We start from the raw sequence: 18,979 nt of genomic DNA on the forward strand, positions 1-18,979 counted from the left end.
TCATTATTTCACTATAACAAAGGGGTAATAAAATGGGGAAAATTGAAGTATACAAACCAAAAAATCATATTCGTTTCGTTACAGCATCTAGTCTTTTTGATGGTCATGATGCTTCGATTAATATTATGCGCCGAATTTTACAATCAAGTGGTGCAGAAGTAATTCACTTAGGTCACAACCGTTCAGTAGAGGAAGTTGTTAACGCTGCTATACAGGAAGACGCACAAGGGATAGCGATATCATCATACCAAGGTGGACATATGGAATATTTTAAATATATGTATGACCTACTTCGTGAAAAAGGTGCCCCGCATATTAAGATTTTTGGCGGTGGTGGGGGAGTTATTTTACCACGTGAAATTAAAGAGCTCCATGAGTATGGGATTGCCGGCATTTTCTCGCCGGAGGATGGTCGTCAATTAGGCTTACAAGGAATGATTAATAAAAAGCTAGAAGGCGCGGACTTTTCTACATTAAAAGGGAGTTATAAAGAGCTTTTAGAAAAGCTTTCGACAGATACACCGGAAGTTTTGGCGAATTTAATAACAGCTGCCGAAAATGGTGATGGAGAAGAGATTCAAAATATGCTGCAGCTTGTACGTAGCAAGAACTTAAACACACCAGTTATTGGAATTACCGGTACTGGTGGCGCAGGGAAATCTTCATTAACGGATGAATTAATCCGCCGTTTCCTGCAAGAGTTTCCGGATAAAAAGCTCGCTATTATATCAGTCGATCCAACGAAGCAAAAAACAGGCGGTGCATTGCTTGGTGACCGTATTCGTATGAATGCCATCTTTAATAATAGGGTTTATATGCGTAGTTTGGCAACACGTGGCTCGCATACAGAATTATCAAGCTCAATTGGCGATGTACTCGATGTAGTACGAGCAGCAGGATTTGACTTAATTCTTGTCGAAACAAGCGGTATTGGGCAAGGGGACGCAGAAATCACAAAATATACAGATCTTTCAATGTATGTAATGACAAGTGAGTTTGGTGCGCCAACACAGCTCGAAAAAATTGATATGATAGATTTTGCCGACTTAATCGCAATCAATAAATTCGAGCGAAAAGGCTCAGAAGATGCACTACGCCAAGTGCAAAAACAATTCCAGCGTTCACGTGAGCTATGGGAAGAGCCAATTGAAAAAATGCCGGTATTCGGGACAATCGCTTCACAATTTAACGATTTAGGAACGAATTCATTGTTTGCTGCACTCGTATCCAAAATCAACGAAAAGTTCGGCTACAATTGGGAAACTTCCTATGAGCAATTTGTGAAAACCCAAAAGCAAAACATTGTCATCCCAAATGATCGCCGCTACTATTTACGCGAAATATCAGAAACAGTACGTAACTATCATAAGCATGCAGAACAACAGGTAAACCTCGCAACAAAATGGTATCAGCTCGAAGGAACAAAAGCATTGCTGAACGAAAGTGAAACAGCATTGATTTTGTCGATTAATTCTTTATTGGAAGGGGTACAAAATGAACTAACAGCAGAATCAAAGCGTATTCTAAAAAATTGGCAAACATTAAAAGAAGCGTATGCGGGTGATGAGCTAATTACTAAAGTACGCGATAAAGAAATTAAAACCATTTTACGAACAGAGTCTTTGGCCGGCTTAAAAATCCCAAAAGTAGCATTACCGGGCTATAAAGATTACGGTGAAATTTTACGCTGGGTGTATAAAGAAAATGTACCAGGGGAATTCCCTTATACAGCAGGCGTGTTTCCGTTCAAACGAGAAGGAGAAGATCCGAAACGTCAATTTGCTGGCGAAGGAACACCAGAACGTACAAATAAAAGGTTCCATTATTTATCGAAGGATGATGATGCAAAGCGCCTATCAACTGCATTTGACTCAGTAACACTATATGGGGAGGACCCTCATACACGCCCGGATATTTACGGGAAGGTTGGTGAATCAGGAGTAAGTATATGTACACTTGAAGATATGAAGAAGCTTTATGCAGGCTTTGATTTATGTGCACCTTCAACGTCCGTTTCGATGACTATAAATGGACCGGCACCGATTATTTTGGCGATGTTTATGAATACAGCAATAGATCAACAAGTACGTAAGCACGAACAAGAGCTTGGTCGTACATTAACTATGGAAGAGTTTACGGAAACAAGAGAACAAACATTGCAAGTTGTACGCGGTACTGTACAAGCGGATATATTAAAAGAAGATCAAGGGCAAAACACATGCATCTTCTCTACAGAATTTGCACTTCGTATGATGGGGGATATTCAACAATATTTCATCGATCATAAAGTCCGCAATTACTATTCTGTTTCGATTTCGGGTTATCATATTGCCGAAGCAGGAGCAAATCCAATTTCACAGCTGGCATTTACACTCGCAAATGGCTTTACGTATGTGGAATACTATTTAAGTCGTGGTATGAACATTGACGATTTTGCACCAAACTTAAGTTTCTTCTTCTCGAATGGTCTGGACCCTGAATATACAGTGATCGGCCGTGTAGCCCGCCGTATTTGGGCAGTCGTTATGCGTGAAAAGTATGGGGCAAATGAACGCTCACAAAAGCTGAAGTATCATATCCAAACATCGGGTCGCAGCCTGCACGCACAAGAAATCGATTTTAATGATATTCGTACAACATTACAGGCATTAATGGCGTTACAGGATAACTGTAATTCATTGCATACAAATGCATATGATGAGGCTATAACTACCCCGACAGAAGAATCGGTTCGTCGTGCAATGGCGATTCAAATGATTATTACAAAAGAGCATGGTTTATCGAAAAATGAGAACCCTTTACAAGGCGCTTTCATTATCGAGGAGCTTACACAATTGGTGGAGCAGGCAGTGCTTGAGGAATTTGATCGCATGAATGACCGCGGTGGTGTGCTCGGTGCGATGGAAACACAGTATCAGCGCGGAAAAATTCAGGAAGAATCAATGTATTACGAGCATTTAAAGCATTCAGGGCAACTGCCGATTATTGGGGTAAATACGTACCTAAATCCAAATCCGCCTTCTGAGGATACGATCAATAATATGGAGATTGCACGTGCCTCAAAAGAAGAAAAGGATTTACAAATTGCTAATTTAGAAAGTTTTAAAGGTGCAAATGCGGATATTTGTGCTGAAGCACTTAATAAGTTAAAGGAAGTTGCAAAAACGGGTGGCAATATTTTCGAAGAGCTTATGGAAACTGTAAAAGTAGCAAGCTTAGGGCAAATTACACAAGCACTTTATGAAGTTGGCGGTCAATACCGACGCAATATGTAATAGAAAAAGCAAAAAATCACTAATATTTTGCAAAAATTGCAAATAAATTAATTTGGCATACCACGTGGACAGTAAATTTCGTTATACTAGTAAACACATGATATTTTAAAGGAAGAAGGTGCGGCATTGTGCAGCAATATTTACATTACATTTTGATATTAGCATGCCTGATCGCAACCTTCTTTTTATACAATCAGCAATTAGCAGCAGTCCCTTTGCTGATATTATCATTCATTTTATTTTATGTAGCATATAAAAAAGCAACAAATTTAAAAAACAAGAAATGAAACTAGCATAGTGATGGCATGTTTGTATATAATGGGTATTATGCTTATCTTCATTCGGCTGGTGTTTGAGTGTGGTTGAATGAACATAGTGCCTCTGGATAAATAGATATGTAAGATAAGAAAGGACGTGCACGATTTGAACTTTCGTGGTATGACAGATGAACAATTAGCAGAAGAGTCATTAATCGACTTAGCATACGCACTACTAGAAGAAAAAAAACAAGCAATGCCTTTAAATGAATTATTAAAAGGTATCCAAGAATTAAATGGAATTTCCGATGAAAACTTGAAATCTCGTTTAGTGCAATTTTATACAGACTTAAATGTAGAAGGTCGTTTCTTATTAAACCAGGAAAATGGTTGGGGATTACGTGAATGGTATAAAGTAGAAACAATCGAAGAAGAAACTGCACCGACTATTAAGACGCGTAAAAAGAAAGCTAAAGTCGCGGATGACGAAGATGAAGAAGTACTTGACCTTGAAGAAGAGGATGTATTATTCGAGGAAGATTATGATGAATTCGTAGACGACGAAGACGATGAAGATGAAGTGGAAGAAGACATTGACTTTGTAGAAGAAGACATCGAGGAAATCGACGCCGACATCGATGAAGAGCTGATCGATGAAGATGATACATTTATTATCGAGGATGACGACGAAGAGGAATTGGATGAAGAGCTGGAAGAGGAAGAAGATTTAAAATAAGTAGTGTTTCAATTGAAAAATTGAAAGTGCTTGACTTCTTTTTCAGTTACGTATAATCTTTTACTTGGGCTCCTTTAAAAAGGAGATTGACCGTATAAGTAATACGCTCCCCCTGCAAACTGATGCAGGAGGAGCGTTTTTTATTTTTTTATATGTATATTAGAAAAACATTCACTTGCTTCAAGCAAGTAACCGGGTGTTTTTCTAATTTGTTTTAGAAAGAAGGAGGAATTTATTATATGACAAAGTATATATTCGTAACAGGTGGGGTAGTATCATCTCTTGGTAAAGGAATTGTAGCTGCTTCTTTAGGTCGTTTATTAAAAAACCGTGGATTGGAAGTAACAATCCAAAAGTTTGATCCGTATTTAAACATCGATCCAGGTACAATGAGCCCTTACCAGCACGGTGAAGTTTTCGTTACTGATGATGGCGCAGAGGCGGATTTAGACTTAGGACACTATGAGCGTTTCATTGATATTAATTTAGGAAAACACTCAACAGTAACTTCTGGTAAAGTATATCAGTCTGTATTGAATAAAGAGCGCCGTGGTGACTACAACGGTGGCACAGTTCAAGTAATTCCTCATGTAACAAATGAAATTAAAGACCGTATTCAACGTGCAGGCCGTGAAACTTCGGCGGATGTGGTAATTACGGAAATTGGCGGTACAGTAGGTGACTTCGAATCCCTTTCTTTCCTTGAAGCAATTCGTCAAATGCGTCGTGATCTAGGTCATGAAAATGTCATGTATATCCACTGTACATTAATGCCTTACATCGCAGCAGCAGGAGAAATGAAGACAAAGCCAACACAGCACTCTGTAAAAGAGTTGCGTTCATTAGGTATTCAGCCAAACATTATCGTTTTACGTACTGAACAGCCGGTACCTCAGGATATGAAAGAGAAAATTGCGCTATTCTGTGACGTGCAATCTTCTGATATTATCGAATCGCGTGATGCCGAACATTTATATGAAGTACCATTAAACTTACATGCACAAGGATTCGACCAAATCGTTCTTGACCATTTCCGCATTAGCGCACCACAGGCAAATATGGAAGATTGGAAAGACCTTGTACATTTAGTGAAAAACTTAGAACATAAAACACGTATCGCATTAGTCGGTAAATATGTAGAGCTTCAGGATGCGTATATTTCAGTAGTAGAAGCATTAAAGCATGCAGGTTATGTTTACAATTCGGATATCGAAATTGACTGGATTAATGCTGAGAATATTACAGCTGAAAACGTGGAGCAATTATTAGGACAAGCAGACGGTATTTTAGTACCAGGTGGTTTCGGCGACCGTGGTGTTGAAGGTAAAATCGAATCCATTCGCTATGCACGTGAAAATGACATTCCATTCTTCGGTATTTGTTTAGGTATGCAAATGGCTACTGTTGAATTTGCGCGTAATGTAATGGGATTAGATGGTGCACATTCAACAGAATTAGATAAAAACACGAAGTACCCAATCATTGACTTCCTGCCAGATCAATCTGAGGAGATCGATTTAGGCGGTACGTTACGTCTTGGACTATATCCATGTAAATTAAAAGAAGGATCACGCGCACGCGCTGCATACAATGGTGAAGAATTAGTGTATGAGCGTCACCGTCACCGCTACGAGTTCAACAATGAATTCCGTGAAGCAATGGAAGCGGAAGGTTTGGTATTCTCAGGCGTATCACCCGATAATAAGTTAGTAGAAATTATTGAATTACCAGAGAAAAAATTCTTTGTGGCAGGTCAATTCCACCCAGAATTAATTTCTCGCCCACAACGCCCACAGCCACTATTCCGTGAGTTTGTTGGAGCTGCGTTTAACAACCGAAAATAATGCTTCAGAAGCGTGTCCTATTTTAAATGGGGCACGCTTTTATTTTGGGGAAACTGAAAGTCCGTATAAAAAACGACCCCTATTACGTATTGAAACGTAATAAGAATCGTTTGCGAATTAAGCAAATGGAGAAATAGACTCCTCTTCGTCATCTTCTTCATCATCGACCAGCATTTCATCAAATTCCATTTTAATTGCTTCATAAATATATAAAGCAGCCATTAAATGAGGAAATACAATTCGCTCACCAAGCTTTGTTGGATGGGGTAAAATTCCCCCGCGTACTTTTAATGAAATATACGTATAGGCAAGCTCGCTTAATTTATTGCCGGTCTCAGCAACCTCACTTGCGACAGCTGCAAAGGGAATAAAGTCATCATGTAGTTTTTGCGCGAGCTTTAACGCTTGTTCATCCGTTGCATGCTGCGTAAAAATAATGAGACGATCGGCTGGCAGCAACTCTACCTCATCCGTATAACGGGCAAACTTTGCAAAAGGATTTGCGCCAAGCTCTGCATGGATTGCGACAGCTTCCATTTCACCAAAAGAAGCAAAGTAAATAGTTCCTTGTCCGATTGCCGCCTGTGCCAATAAACGGGCTGTTTCCTCAATCGGTTCTTCTTCGGACTGTTGAATGCGCTGAAATAGCCCTGTTAATTGAGTAGTTAAAATTTTAGACATAATTCCACCTCAAAGCTATTATAAAATTGTGCTCAAGAAAAAGCAAAATCATATATACTTATTGTAAAAGAAGGAAAATAAAGATAAAAATTGAATTTAGTAATATAAAATCATTATCGTAAATGGGGAATGACTATGAGGGATATATTAATCGTAGATGATCAAAGAGGGATAAGGCTGCTGTTAGATGAATTATTTAAAAAAGAAGGATTTATTACACATCTGGCTGCAAATGGTTACGATGCATTAAAAATAGCAAAGGAAAATGCAATAGATTGCGTTTTACTGGATATGAAAATTCCTGGAATGGATGGATTGGAGATTTTAGCTCATTTAAAAAGTGAAAATCCAGATTTACCGGTAATAATGATGACAGCGTACGTTGAACAGCATATGATTGATACCGCAACAGAACTCGGCGTGACAAAGTACTTCTCTAAGCCATTCAATATATTTGAAATACGTGATGAGGTCAAAAAAATATTAACAATCCACGAAAAAATATAAATTAACCGGTGAGCAGGCAGTAGCGCATACTGTCTGTTTTTGTTATGATTAATCTGATTGTTTATATCAATTCTTTTAAATTTGCATAGAATTGACAATAGAAAAAATACTTAAAAAAAGCATATTGCACAAACTATGTTTTTCTAGTAGCAAACTATTTATGTATCTTCGAGGAGGATTTTAATAATGCCGTTAGTTTCAATGAAAGAAATGTTAATTAAAGCAAAAGCAGAAAGTTATGCAGTAGGTCAGTTCAATATTAACAACTTAGAGTGGACACAAGCTATTCTACAGGCAGCAGAAGAAGAAAAATCACCGGTAATTTTAGGTGTGTCAGAAGGTGCCGGTAAATATATGGGCGGATTCATTGCTGTTGTAAAAATGGTTGAGGGCTTAATGGAAAGCTATAAAACAACAGTTCCAGTTGCCATTCATTTAGACCATGGTTCGAGCTTCGATAAATGTAAAGAAGCAATCGATGCTGGCTTTACTTCTGTAATGATTGACGCTTCACATCATCCATTCGAAGAAAATATAGAAACAACAAAATCTGTTGTTGAATATGCTCATGCAAAAGGTGTTTCTGTAGAAGCTGAATTGGGTACAGTAGGTGGCGAGGAAGATGGTGTTATCGGTGGTATTATGTATGCTAACCCACAAGAGTGCCAAGCTTTAGTGGAAGCTACAAGAATAGATTGCCTTGCACCAGCACTAGGTTCAGTACACGGTCCTTATAAAGGGGAGCCAAACTTAGGATTCACTGAAATGGAAGAAATCTCTACACTAACGGATGTACCTTTAGTTTTACATGGTGGTACTGGAATACCAACAAAGGATATTCAACGTTCTATCTCGTTAGGTACAGCTAAAATTAACGTAAATACAGAAAACCAAATCGCGGCGACTAAAGTGATCCGTGAATTTTTGGATGGCGACAAGAAAACATATGACCCACGAAAATATTTAGGGCCGGCTCGAGAAGCGATTAAAGCGACAGTTATCGGAAAAATGCGTGAATTCGGTAGCTCGGGGAAAGCTTAACAAATAAATGATTCCACAAAAGAAATGCGCAAAGTAGAGCACATTTCTTTGTGAACACTTGTTTTCAACTTCAAGCATCTCGTTCACAACTGGGCGGGATGTGTTTTTCTAAGTACACATAAATCGGAGGACATATAAATGAAATTTTTTATTGATACAGCAAACTTTGACGAGATTAAAGAAGCATACTCTTGGGGTATTCTTTCAGGTGTAACAACGAACCCTTCATTAGTAGCGAAAGAATCAGGTGTAAATTTCCACGATCGCTTACGTGAAATCGCGGAATTAGTAAACGGATCGGTGTCTGGTGAAGTAATCTCTTTAGATGCTGAAGGCATGATTCGTGAAGGGGAAGAATTAGCGGCAATTCACCCAAACATTACTGTAAAACTGCCGATGACTCCAGATGGTTTAAAAGCATGTAAACACTTCTCTGAAAAAGGGATTAAAACAAATGTGACATTAATTTTCTCTGCAAACCAAGCATTAATGGCCGCTCGTGCAGGCGCATCATATGTATCTCCATTTTTAGGACGTTTAGATGATATTGGTCAAGACGGTGTTGAATTAATTCGTGAAATTGCAGAAATGTTTGCAATCCATGAGATTGATACTGAAATAATTGCTGCTTCTATTCGTCATCCACAACATATTACGCAAGCTGCATTGGCAGGTGCACATATTGCAACTACACCATACAAAGTTTTACAGCAACTGTTTAACCATCCATTAACAGCCAAAGGAATTGAAGGATTTTTAGCGGATTGGGCAAAGCGTGAAGGGAAATAATAAGAATACTTCACAGCAATCTGGTTCATTGTGAAATTTGTCCAATTATAAGGGAGAACACAAAATGGATGTATTTAAAATTCAAGGCGGACGTCGACTAAAAGGGAAAATTACTGTTAGTGGTGCAAAAAATAGTGCAGTTGCTTTAATTCCTGCATCAATTTTGGCGGATTCTTCCGTTACAATTGGAGGAATTCCCGAGATTTCGGATGCGTGGACATTAAAAGCACTACTTGAAGAAATCGGTGGGGAAGTAACATTTGAAGATGGGAAGATGACAATCGACCCGTCGAAAATGGTAGCAATGCCTCTGCCGAATGGCAATGTAAAAAAATTACGGGCATCCTACTATATGATGGGTGCTATGTTAGGACGTTTTAAGCAAGCCGTAATTGGTTTGCCAGGAGGCTGTTTTTTAGGTCCGCGTCCAATTGATCAGCATATTAAAGGATTTGAAGCTTTAGGTGCAAAAGTGACGAATGAGCACGGTGCAATTTATTTGCGTGCAGATGAACTGATCGGCGCAAAAATCTATTTAGACGTGGCAAGTGTAGGTGCAACAATTAATATAATGCTGGCAGCAGTGCGGGCAAAAGGTAAAACAACTATTGAAAACGCTGCTAAAGAGCCTGAAATTATTGATGTTGCGACACTTTTGACAAATATGGGCGCAAATATTAAAGGTGCTGGTACAAGTGTTATACGTATTGAAGGTGTCGATGAGTTAAAAGGAACGAAGCATACGATTATTCCGGATCGAATTGAAGCTGCAACATTTATGATAATGGCAGCGGCGATTGGTGATGGCGTAGTAATCGACAATGTTATTCCACTACATTTAGAGGCAGTGACAGCGAAGCTTCGGGAAATGGGCGTAATCGTGGAAGAAAACGAAGAAAGTTTGTACATTCCAAAACAAACGAATTTACAGGCAGTTGATGTTAAAACTCTTGTATATCCAGGGTTTCCAACTGATGTACAGCAGCCATTATCGGTATTAATGACCCAAGCAGAAGGCGCTTCAATGATAACGGACACAATTTATTCAGCACGCTTCAAACATATCGATGAATTAAGTCGCATGAGTGCAAAGGCACGAGTAGAAGGGAATACCGCAATTATACAAGGACCCGTTTCTTTAGAAGGATCGGCTGTAACAGCAACTGACCTACGTGCAGGTGCGGCATTGGTTTTAGCCGGTTTAATTGCAAAAGGTGAGACAGAAATCCATGAGATTCATCATATCGAACGCGGGTATAGTTCGTTAATTGAAAAATTATGTGCGTTAGGTGCGAATATCCGCAAAGAGTCATCAGTCATTAAAACGAATAATAAAGCATAAAATTTGCCATAATTGATGCGCAAATTCGTGCACCTTTAGAATATGTTAAAATTAAATTTGAAAATAATGTTAAGTTAATTATACAATTTCAAAACAGCGGTTTTTAATGCTGTTAAAATCGGCTTTACCCGATTACAGGAGGCAAACACAAAATGGAACGTAGTTTATCAATGGAAGTAGTACGTGTAACAGAAGCAGCAGCGATTGCATCAGCGAAATGGATGGGACGCGGACTTAAAAATGAAGCAGATGACGCAGCAACAACAGCGATGCGTGTTATGTTTGATACAATCCCAATGCATGCGACAGTTGTAATTGGTGAAGGAGAAATGGATGAAGCACCGATGCTTTATATCGGTGAAGAATTAGGGCTTCGAAATGGCGGACCTGAAGTTGATATCGCAGTGGATCCATTAGAAGGTACGAATATCGTAGCAAAAGGTACAAATGGCGCGATGACAGTACTGGCTATTGCAGACCGTGGAAATCTTTTAAACGCACCGGATATGTATATGGATAAAATTGCAGTAGGTCCAGAAGCAGCAGGTAAAGTTGATATTAATGCCTCTGTTACTTATAACCTACTGCAAGTAGCTAAGGCAAAAAATAAAGATATTTCTGATGTTGTAGCAACACTTTTAGATCGTGAGCGTCATCAGCATATTGTTGATGAAATTCGTGAAACAGGTGCTCGTATTAAATTTATTCAAGATGGCGATGTAGCGGCTGCAATTAATACAGCTTTTGACGAAACAGGTATCGACATTATGTTTGGTATGGGTGGCGCTCCGGAAGGTGTTATCGCAGCAGTAGCATTAAAATGTTTAGGTGGCGATTTCCAAGCTAAACTAGTTCCGGAAGATGAAGAACAACTAGAACGTTGCAAAAAAATGGGCATCGACGTAGATAAAGTATTAATGATGGATGATTTAGTTAAGGGCGACGATGCAATTTTTGCAGCGACTGCTGTTACTGACTCAGAACTTTTACGTGGTGTTCAATATAAAGGTTCCTATGCACTGACACATTCGGTTGTAATGCGCGCAAAATCCGGTACAGTACGCTTTATCGAAGGGCGCCACAGTATTGCCAAAAAGCCAAAGTACGGTCAACTCTAACTTCTCATATATTGTAATTAACATAGAAAAACCCATTTTCATTTAATTTACGATATTATATAATTAATGCCCGGTATAATAGCCGGGCATCTTTCAAATAAGTGAATCTTCTTCCAACGCGCATTCCTAAATTTTCTATATGTAAAAGCCCAAAAAATTAATAGACTGGAGAAAACCTATGACAGCATTAACCATTGCTCAATTAGAAAGCATGACATTAAAAGAATTATATGCTTTAGCGAAGCAATTTAAAGTTATGAATGCTAGTAAGCTAAATAAAAAGGAACTTATTTTTGCGATTTTAAAATCACGCTCTGAACAGGAAGGCTTCTTTTTCATGGAAGGTGTTTTAGAAATCATTCCTACAGATGGCTTCGGATTTTTACGCCCGATTAACTATTCCCCTTCGAAAGAGGACATTTACATTTCAGCTTCGCAAATTCGCCGTTTTGATTTACGAAATGGAGATAAAGTATCTGGAAAAGTTCGTCCTCCAAAAGAAAACGAACGCTATTATGGACTATTGCAAGTTGATGCAGTAAATGGCGAAGATCCGGAAGTAGCTAAAGAGCGAGTGCATTTCCCTGCATTAACGCCACTTTACCCGGACCGTCATATTAAATTGGAAACAGTACCTACAAAACTTTCAACACGAATTATGGATTTAGTAGCTCCTGTTGGGTTTGGTCAACGTGGGTTAATTGTGGCACCGCCAAAAGCAGGTAAAACCTCTTTATTAAAAGAAATTGCCAATGCAATTACGACAAATCATCCGGAAGCGGAACTTATCGTATTATTAATTGATGAGCGTCCAGAGGAAGTAACAGATATCGAGCGCTCAGTAAACGCTGATGTTGTTTCTTCTACTTTTGATGAAGTGCCGGAAAATCATGTGAAAGTAGCGGAAATCGTACTAGAACGTGCACGTCGTTTAGTAGAACATAAGCGTGATGTCATTATTTTAATGGACTCCATTACGCGTTTAGCACGTGCTTACAACTTAGTTATTCCGCCAAGTGGCCGTACACTTTCAGGTGGTATTGACCCAGCTGCATTCCATCGTCCAAAACGTTTCTTCGGTTCGGCTCGTAATATTGAAGAGGGTGGTAGTTTAACAATTTTGGCGACTGCTCTTATCGATACAGGTAGCCGTATGGATGAAGTGATTTACGAGGAGTTTAAAGGGACGGGTAACTTGGAATTACACTTAGACCGCAGCTTGGCAGAGCGCCGTATCTTCCCGGCACTAGATATTCGCCGTTCAGGTACGCGTAAAGAAGAGCTTCTTATTCCGAAAGATCAGTTGGATAAGTTATGGGCAATCCGTAAAACATTTAGTGACTCTCATGATTTCGGCGAGAAGTTTTTACGCAAAATACGCACAACGAAATCAAATGAAGAATTTTTCGAGAAGCTTGATACGGATATGAAAAAAGCAACGAACGGTAAAGGGTTATTGTAATCTTTCATCAAGTAATTGCTGAAAGATTATAAGCTATTTTAGGAAAGTTGATTGGAATGGAGGGGAGGCGACTCCAGCGGGAATAGCGCGAGGGAGAGACTATAGGCTCGAGCCGTGCCCGCGGAAAGCGTCCGACCCGGAATGGAAATCAATCTTCATGTGAAGGTAACGAATTGTATTCCAATGCTTTTCATAAAATAATCAAAAATAGTTGCAACCTATTTTAATTGTTGCTATAATTCTTTAAGTATGAAACGTGCACATATATAGCTGACCTCCACACATTACGTATGTAGTGACATATTCGGGCTATGTAAGGTGCAGTTCGAAAATACTCTGTTCCGGATGGTTCAGGGCGAGAGGAGAAAACGAATATGAAACAAGGTATCCACCCAGATTACAAAGTAGCAACAGTAACTTGCTCTTGTGGTAATTCTTTTGAAACAGGTTCAGTTAAAGAAAAGATCTCAATCGAGTTCTGTAACGAATGTCACCCATTCTATACAGGTCGTCAAAAGTTCGCTTCTGCTGACGGACGTGTTGATAAGTTCAACAAAAAATATGGTATGAAATAATACCTTAACCCATCTCCACGTTGTTGGAGATGGGTTTTTGATTTTTATATTAAGCAAAATAATTATATTAGATCATATTGTGAAGTTATTAGAATACTTTTAATGGTTATTAGAAAGCATGAAAAGTATATTCGAAAACGGAAAACGTATATTAGAAAATATACATACTTTATTAGAAGACACGAGTTTTATTAGAAAAAATAAAATTATATTAGCAAAAATTTAGTTATATTAGAAGTCTTTCACACAAGTTTTCTTAAAGTACAGCATCGTTTGCAATAGACGAATCGTGAAAAAATAGCTAAGATAAAAGAAGAAAAATAAAAAGTAAAGAGGCTGGGACATAAGTAGAAATTTCTTTGTAAAAGGAAAATACTCTTATGTAGAAATTGATATTATATGAATTGATTGAAGTGAAGGGGCGACTCCTGGGGGAATAGCGCGACGCCTGAGACTACAGGCTCAGGCCGTGCCCCCGGAAAGCGTCCCTGTAACGGAAATCAATTCTGGCAGAAACAGAAAAATATCTATTTTTTCTTTGAAAAAATAGATATTTTTCGTTTTGTCCCATGCTCTTTTGTCTGTAATTACGTGGAGAAACGAGGAATTATAATGGCTCAATTATTTTATAAACATGGTGCAATGAACAGCGGGAAATCAATTGAAATTTTAAAAGTTGCTCACAATTATGAAGAACAAAATAAATCAGTTCTTATATTTACATCAGGCATTGATACACGTGATGAAGTAGGAGTGGTATCAAGCCGAATTGGTTTAAAACGCCCGGCAATTGCCGTTTTTAATGATACAAATATTTATGAGATCGTTAAAGATCATGAAGGGAAATTATACTGTGTACTCGTTGATGAAGTTCAATTTTTATCAAAAGAGCATGTTCTTCAATTGACTCAAATTGTCGATGAGTTGAATATACCGGTTATGGGATTCGGCTTAAAAAATGATTTCCAGAACGAACTGTTTGAAGGTAGCCGTTACATGACGATTTATGCTGACAAAATTGAAGAAATGAAAACAATTTGCTGGTTCTGCCATAAAAAGGCGACGATGAATTTAAGAGTAGATGAAAATAAAAAACCCGTTCGTACAGGTGATCAAATCCAAATTGGGGGTAATGATAGTTATTATCCCGTTTGTCGTAAATGTCATTCAAACCCACCTTTATAACTTCAGGCATATAGTATATATTTCAAAGAAAACTGGAATCCTAAATGTATTTATGCAAAGTATAAATGATATGAATAAAGTTCGCCGTAGAGGTAGCAACAACCGTGAAATTTCTTTATACTAGTAAAGGTGCATTTTAACGTAACTCGAGAAATTAATTTGATGCTTCATTAAAGATGAAGATAATAAAACTAGATGTTAAAGACCGTTGATTGGAATGGAGGGGAGGCGACTCCTGCGGGAATAGCAAATGGCTATTTGCGACGAGTAATCGCAGGAGCACGAGGTAGAGCAAAAGGAACAAAAGCTAAGAACGCCACGTCCTGTGGCGACGCTTTTGTGACCAACATCGTATTGGCCTCGTGCCCGCGGAAAGCGTCCGACCCGGAATGGAAATCAACACATGGTAATGTGAGGAAATAAAATAAAATAACTTTTAGAGGTGAAATACAAATGTTTGATCGTTTACAGGCGGTTGAGGACCGATATGAAAGATTAAATGAATTACTGAGCGATCCAGATATCGTAAGTGATTCGAACAAATTACGTGAGTATTCAAAAGAGCAATCCGATATTCAGGAAATGGTAGACGTATATCGTGAATACAAATCAGTAAAAGAGCAACTAGCTGATACACGCGAATTAATGGAAATTGAAAAAGATGCAGAAATGCTTGAAATGATGAAGGAAGAGTTTAACGACTTAAATAAACAAGTTCCCGATTTGGAAGAACGTCTGCGTATTTTATTAATTCCAAAAGACCCGAACGATTCGAAAAACGTAATTATGGAGATCCGCGGTGCTGCTGGCGGTGACGAGGCGAATATTTTTGCTGGTGACTTGTTCCGTATGTATACACGTTATGCAGAAACACAAGGCTGGAAAGTGGATATTATGGAAGCAACGCCAAATCCGGCAGGTGGCTATAAAGAAGTAATCTTGATGATTAACGGTCAAGGTGCTTATTCAAAATTCAAATATGAAAACGGTGCACACCGTGTTCAACGTGTTCCGGCTACGGAATCACAAGGCCGTATTCATACATCAACTGCAACAGTTGCGTGTTTACCGGAAGTACATGTAGAAGATGTGGAAATCCATGAAAAGGATATTCGCGTTGATACATTCGCTTCATCAGGTGCAGGTGGTCAGTCAGTAAATACAACTATGTCCGCTGTACGTATGACCCACTTACCAACTGGGGTTGTCGTTTCGATGCAGGATGAGCGTTCACAAATTAAAAACCGAGAAAAAGCGATGAAAATTTTAGTAGCGCGTGTAGCGGATAAACACCGTCAAGAAGCACAGGCTGAAATCGATGCAACACGTAAGACAGCAGTAGGAACAGGCGACCGTTCTGAACGTATCCGTACTTACAACTATCCACAAAACCGTGTAACAGATCACCGAATTGGCTTAACGATTCAAAAACTTGATCAAATTGTTGAAGGTAAGTTGGATGAAATCATTGATGCACTTATTTTAGATGAGCAAGCAACACGCTTAGCCAACTTAAATGAAGATGCATAAAACTATTTTTGAGGCCCTGAATGGGGCTTCTTCTTTTTTAGAGGAAAACGGTCGCGAAGGAAATGCCGCAAGATTACTATTGCAGCATATTTTACAGACAAATTATTCAGGCTTGATGATGAAAATGCATGAGCCGTTCGCAGTTCAACATCATCAGCAATTTGACGCTTATTTGCAGGAACATATTAAAGGACGCCCTATACAATACATTACAGGTATAGAAGAATTTTATGGAAGAACTTTCAATGTGGATGAGTCGGTTTTAATTCCACGTCCTGAAACGGAAGAATTGATCGTTGGGACAATAGAGCGGATACAAAAGCTATTCGGTGAAAAAAAAGAACTTAAATTTGCGGATATCGGAACAGGTAGTGGAGCAATCGCTATTACGATGAAAAAAGAATGCCCGAATCTTGATGTAACAGCAACGGATATTTCGGAAGCCGCATTGGAAAAAGCGAAGAAAAATGCAGAGCAACTCCACGCACAAATTACATTTAAGCAAGGTGATTTAACAACACCGATTGCCAATGAAAAATGGGATATCGTATTATCTAATCCGCCTTATATCGCGTTTGATGAAATGAAGGACATGTCGGATGTAGTCGTAGCACATGAACCACATAGTGCATTGTTTGCCGAGGAAAATGGACTGTTGCTTTATCGTAAACTAGCAGAAAATTTACCGGCGATTATGAATACACCTGCCTTAATCGGACTTGAAATTGGCTATACCCAGGGAGAAGCTGTAGCTGGATTTTTCAAAAAGAGCTTCCCAAATGCTGATGTAACAATAGTTAAAGATATAAATAAAAAAGATCGAATTATTTTTTGTGAGATTAGTGAATAAAAACTAGATTCCTTGTAAACAATGTTTTGCAAGGGGGAATGAAAATGTTACATGATTACGATATTAAAAATGAATCCAATCTATTTTTAGCGGTTGCTAAATTACTAATAAGTGTGTTGTTTATATATAGTGCAGCTTGTATAGTACCTGATTTTGTAGAGGGGGTACGTGAAGGGCAGGCGCTAAGCGATGAGCAGTTAAAAATCCGTGTAATTGCAAATAGCTCAACAAAAGCTGATCAATTGGTAAAGTATGAGGTCGTAGAAACAATTCAAGGTTATATGCAGGAAACATCAGATTTTTCGGAAGATATCCACAGTGTGGAAAAGATTTATCAAGAAATTCAGAAAACTTACCCACAATTAAAAGTTTCATATAAATTTGGGGATAACTTAATGCCGCCAAAATGGTATTTAGGGCAGTTTTATCCACAAAATAAATATTATTCTGTCAATTTTGTTATTGGACAAGGACGCGGAGAAAATTGGTTCTGTGCAGTATTTCCAACGCTTTGTAAAAAAGATGAACCAGCGAAAACTGAACGACCAACATTTTATATTTCTGAATGGTGGAAGAAAAATAAACAAAAAAGTAATCAACAGAAAATAAAAGAATATACACAGGTAACTGTTAGTTATTAACAAATTGTGGATAATCTTTTGAAATACTTATAGATAGGGGGATGAAATGATGCGAACTTTACAATTAACTGTGGATTATTTTGTGGATAATTCAGAAAATTATACACAAGCTGTGGATTTGTTGAAAAAGGGGGAAGTTGTTGCATTTCCTACCGAAACAGTTTACGGGCTGGGTGCAGTGGCAACAGACGAGAAAGCAGTGAAAAAAATATTCGATGCAAAAGGTCGTCCTTCCGATAATCCGCTTATTGTACATATTGGAACTGCGGAAGAAGTATCCCTCTATACATCATATATTCCTGAAGTTGCTAAATTATGCATGGAGGCTTTTTGGCCAGGTCCACTCACAATTGTTATGCATGCAAAACCAAATATATTGGCACCGAGCGTAACAGCGGGTTTAGATACAGTTGGCATCCGTATGCCTAATCATCCGGTTGCTCTCAAACTGCTGCAAACTTTAAAAGCACCATTAGCTGCGCCAAGTGCAAATCGCAGTGGGAAGCCAAGCCCGACAAAAGCGGATCATGTTTTCGAAGATTTACAGGGTATTATCCCATGCATTTTAGATGGGGGAATGACAGGGATCGGTGTAGAATCAACCGTACTCGATGTTACGTTAAATACCCCTGTTATTTTACGTCCAGGTGGAGTAACGAAAGAAATGCTAGAAGCAGTAATCGGTCCGGTAGATGAGCCAAGCATTGAACAACAAAAAATTGAGTCGACACCGAAAGCACCAGGGATGAAATATATCCATTATGCACCAAATGCACCTGTTTATTTAATAGATGCAAATAAAGAAACAATTGAAAATGCAATAAAACAATTAAAATCTGAGCATAAAGTTGCTCTATTGGCTCCAGAAAGCTTTAAAGATATAAAAGTAGACTACTATTTTTCCTTTGGCGAAGCGCATAATCTTGAACAGATGAGTGCAACTTTGTATGATGCTTTGCGCGCTTGTGATAAAACAGATGCAACAATTATTTTAGCAACGGCTACAACAAAATCCGGGGTAGGGACAGCAATTATGAACCGCCTGGAAAAAGCAGCTGGCGGCAATTGGTTTTCCCTTAAATAATCTTTATGACCACATTCTGCAAATTTTGTAGATGTGGTTTTTTTTGTTGTGTGTAAATCTGT

The 18,979-nt window shown here is 38.5% G+C and carries 16 protein-coding genes; 15 read left to right on the forward strand and 1 reads right to left on the reverse strand.

From position 1 onward, the window contains the following. Positions 1-32: 32 nt before the first annotated feature. From icmF to MKY13_RS02580, 3 genes are all read left to right on the forward strand, one after another. Entirely contained in the window at positions 33-3,275 is a 3,243-nt protein-coding gene (icmF, locus tag MKY13_RS02570) for a fused isobutyryl-CoA mutase/GTPase IcmF (protein WP_339215111.1), read from the forward strand. Between the two features lie 414 nt (positions 3,276-3,689). Beyond that, entirely contained in the window at positions 3,690-4,268 is a 579-nt protein-coding gene (rpoE, locus tag MKY13_RS02575; RefSeq protein WP_191700784.1) for a DNA-directed RNA polymerase subunit delta, read from the forward strand. A 239-nt stretch (positions 4,269-4,507) separates the two neighbouring features. Then, positions 4,508-6,112, forward strand: a complete 1,605-nt coding sequence (locus MKY13_RS02580) for a CTP synthase (RefSeq protein WP_339215113.1) — start codon at positions 4,508-4,510, stop codon at positions 6,110-6,112. 117 nt (positions 6,113-6,229) lie between these two features. On the opposite strand, the gene MKY13_RS02585 is transcribed toward MKY13_RS02580, so the two are convergent. Beyond that, the gene (locus MKY13_RS02585; protein WP_339215115.1) at positions 6,230-6,793 is read right to left on the reverse strand and encodes a DUF2529 family protein; all 564 of its coding nucleotides are present in this window, start codon (positions 6,791-6,793) and stop codon (positions 6,230-6,232) included. Between the two features lie 129 nt (positions 6,794-6,922). Here MKY13_RS02585 and MKY13_RS02590 point away from each other — a divergent pair, with 129 nt between their 5' ends. The 12 genes from MKY13_RS02590 to MKY13_RS02645 all read left to right on the forward strand — a co-directional run bounded on the left by MKY13_RS02590 (position 6,923) and on the right by MKY13_RS02645 (position 18,917). After that, positions 6,923-7,300, forward strand: a complete 378-nt coding sequence (locus MKY13_RS02590; protein ID WP_191700787.1) for a response regulator — start codon at positions 6,923-6,925, stop codon at positions 7,298-7,300. Positions 7,301-7,486: 186 nt separating this feature from the next. Then, the gene (locus tag MKY13_RS02595; RefSeq protein ID WP_339215118.1) at positions 7,487-8,341 is read left to right on the forward strand and encodes a class II fructose-bisphosphate aldolase; all 855 of its coding nucleotides are present in this window, start codon (positions 7,487-7,489) and stop codon (positions 8,339-8,341) included. A gap of 138 nt (positions 8,342-8,479) precedes the next feature. Further along, positions 8,480-9,130: a fructose-6-phosphate aldolase gene (gene fsa / locus MKY13_RS02600; protein WP_191700789.1), complete on the forward strand. Its 651-nt coding sequence runs from the start codon at positions 8,480-8,482 to the stop codon at positions 9,128-9,130. A gap of 64 nt (positions 9,131-9,194) precedes the next feature. Beyond that, complete coding sequence (locus MKY13_RS02605) at positions 9,195-10,472, forward strand: UDP-N-acetylglucosamine 1-carboxyvinyltransferase (RefSeq protein ID WP_191700790.1); 1,278 nt, start codon at positions 9,195-9,197, stop codon at positions 10,470-10,472. Between the two features lie 152 nt (positions 10,473-10,624). Then, the gene (glpX, locus tag MKY13_RS02610) at positions 10,625-11,590 is read left to right on the forward strand and encodes a class II fructose-bisphosphatase (RefSeq protein ID WP_191700791.1); all 966 of its coding nucleotides are present in this window, start codon (positions 10,625-10,627) and stop codon (positions 11,588-11,590) included. A gap of 178 nt (positions 11,591-11,768) precedes the next feature. Then, a complete protein-coding gene (gene rho / locus MKY13_RS02615; RefSeq protein ID WP_191700792.1) occupies positions 11,769-13,052 on the forward strand; it encodes a transcription termination factor Rho in 1,284 nt (427 codons plus the stop codon). Positions 13,053-13,426: 374 nt separating this feature from the next. Beyond that, complete coding sequence (gene rpmE / locus MKY13_RS02620) at positions 13,427-13,627, forward strand: 50S ribosomal protein L31 (protein ID WP_191700793.1); 201 nt, start codon at positions 13,427-13,429, stop codon at positions 13,625-13,627. Positions 13,628-14,239: 612 nt separating this feature from the next. Next, positions 14,240-14,812 (forward strand): thymidine kinase, encoded by a 573-nt coding sequence (locus tag MKY13_RS02625; protein ID WP_191700864.1) that lies wholly within the window; start codon positions 14,240-14,242, stop codon positions 14,810-14,812. 453 nt (positions 14,813-15,265) lie between these two features. Next, the gene (gene prfA / locus MKY13_RS02630; RefSeq protein WP_191700794.1) at positions 15,266-16,342 is read left to right on the forward strand and encodes a peptide chain release factor 1; all 1,077 of its coding nucleotides are present in this window, start codon (positions 15,266-15,268) and stop codon (positions 16,340-16,342) included. Further along, on the forward strand, positions 16,329-17,192 hold the full coding sequence (gene prmC / locus MKY13_RS02635) for a peptide chain release factor N(5)-glutamine methyltransferase (RefSeq protein WP_191700795.1): 864 nt from the start codon (positions 16,329-16,331) through the stop codon (positions 17,190-17,192). Before prfA ends, prmC begins: the two co-directional genes overlap by 14 nt. Before the next feature lie 44 nt (positions 17,193-17,236). Then, on the forward strand, positions 17,237-17,833 hold the full coding sequence (locus MKY13_RS02640; RefSeq protein WP_191700796.1) for a stage II sporulation protein R: 597 nt from the start codon (positions 17,237-17,239) through the stop codon (positions 17,831-17,833). A gap of 49 nt (positions 17,834-17,882) precedes the next feature. Next, complete coding sequence (locus MKY13_RS02645) at positions 17,883-18,917, forward strand: L-threonylcarbamoyladenylate synthase (RefSeq protein ID WP_191700797.1); 1,035 nt, start codon at positions 17,883-17,885, stop codon at positions 18,915-18,917. The last annotated feature ends 62 nt before the right edge of the window (positions 18,918-18,979 follow it).

The sequence above is a fragment of the Solibacillus sp. FSL W8-0372 genome, assembly GCF_037969735.1.
Classification (GTDB): Bacteria; Bacillota; Bacilli; order Bacillales_A; family Planococcaceae; genus Solibacillus; species Solibacillus faecavium.

What these genes read in the sequence shown, in the direction of transcription:
- icmF (WP_339215111.1), top strand. Translation starts at nt 33, where the DNA reads ATGGGGAAAATTGAAGTATACAAACCAAAAAATCATATTCGTTTCGTT.
- MKY13_RS02580 (WP_339215113.1), top strand. Translation starts at nt 4,508, where the DNA reads ATGACAAAGTATATATTCGTAACAGGTGGGGTAGTATCATCTCTTGGT.
- MKY13_RS02585 (WP_339215115.1), bottom strand. Translation starts at nt 6,793, where the DNA reads ATGTCTAAAATTTTAACTACTCAATTAACAGGGCTATTTCAGCGCATT.
- MKY13_RS02590 (WP_191700787.1), top strand. Translation starts at nt 6,923, where the DNA reads ATGACTATGAGGGATATATTAATCGTAGATGATCAAAGAGGGATAAGG.
- MKY13_RS02595 (WP_339215118.1), top strand. Translation starts at nt 7,487, where the DNA reads ATGCCGTTAGTTTCAATGAAAGAAATGTTAATTAAAGCAAAAGCAGAA.
- fsa (WP_191700789.1), top strand. Translation starts at nt 8,480, where the DNA reads ATGAAATTTTTTATTGATACAGCAAACTTTGACGAGATTAAAGAAGCA.
- MKY13_RS02605 (WP_191700790.1), top strand. Translation starts at nt 9,195, where the DNA reads ATGGATGTATTTAAAATTCAAGGCGGACGTCGACTAAAAGGGAAAATT.
- glpX (WP_191700791.1), top strand. Translation starts at nt 10,625, where the DNA reads ATGGAACGTAGTTTATCAATGGAAGTAGTACGTGTAACAGAAGCAGCA.
- rho (WP_191700792.1), top strand. Translation starts at nt 11,769, where the DNA reads ATGACAGCATTAACCATTGCTCAATTAGAAAGCATGACATTAAAAGAA.
- rpmE (WP_191700793.1), top strand. Translation starts at nt 13,427, where the DNA reads ATGAAACAAGGTATCCACCCAGATTACAAAGTAGCAACAGTAACTTGC.
- MKY13_RS02625 (WP_191700864.1), top strand. Translation starts at nt 14,240, where the DNA reads ATGGCTCAATTATTTTATAAACATGGTGCAATGAACAGCGGGAAATCA.
- prfA (WP_191700794.1), top strand. Translation starts at nt 15,266, where the DNA reads ATGTTTGATCGTTTACAGGCGGTTGAGGACCGATATGAAAGATTAAAT.
- prmC (WP_191700795.1), top strand. Translation starts at nt 16,329, where the DNA reads ATGAAGATGCATAAAACTATTTTTGAGGCCCTGAATGGGGCTTCTTCT.
- MKY13_RS02640 (WP_191700796.1), top strand. Translation starts at nt 17,237, where the DNA reads ATGTTACATGATTACGATATTAAAAATGAATCCAATCTATTTTTAGCG.
- MKY13_RS02645 (WP_191700797.1), top strand. Translation starts at nt 17,883, where the DNA reads ATGCGAACTTTACAATTAACTGTGGATTATTTTGTGGATAATTCAGAA.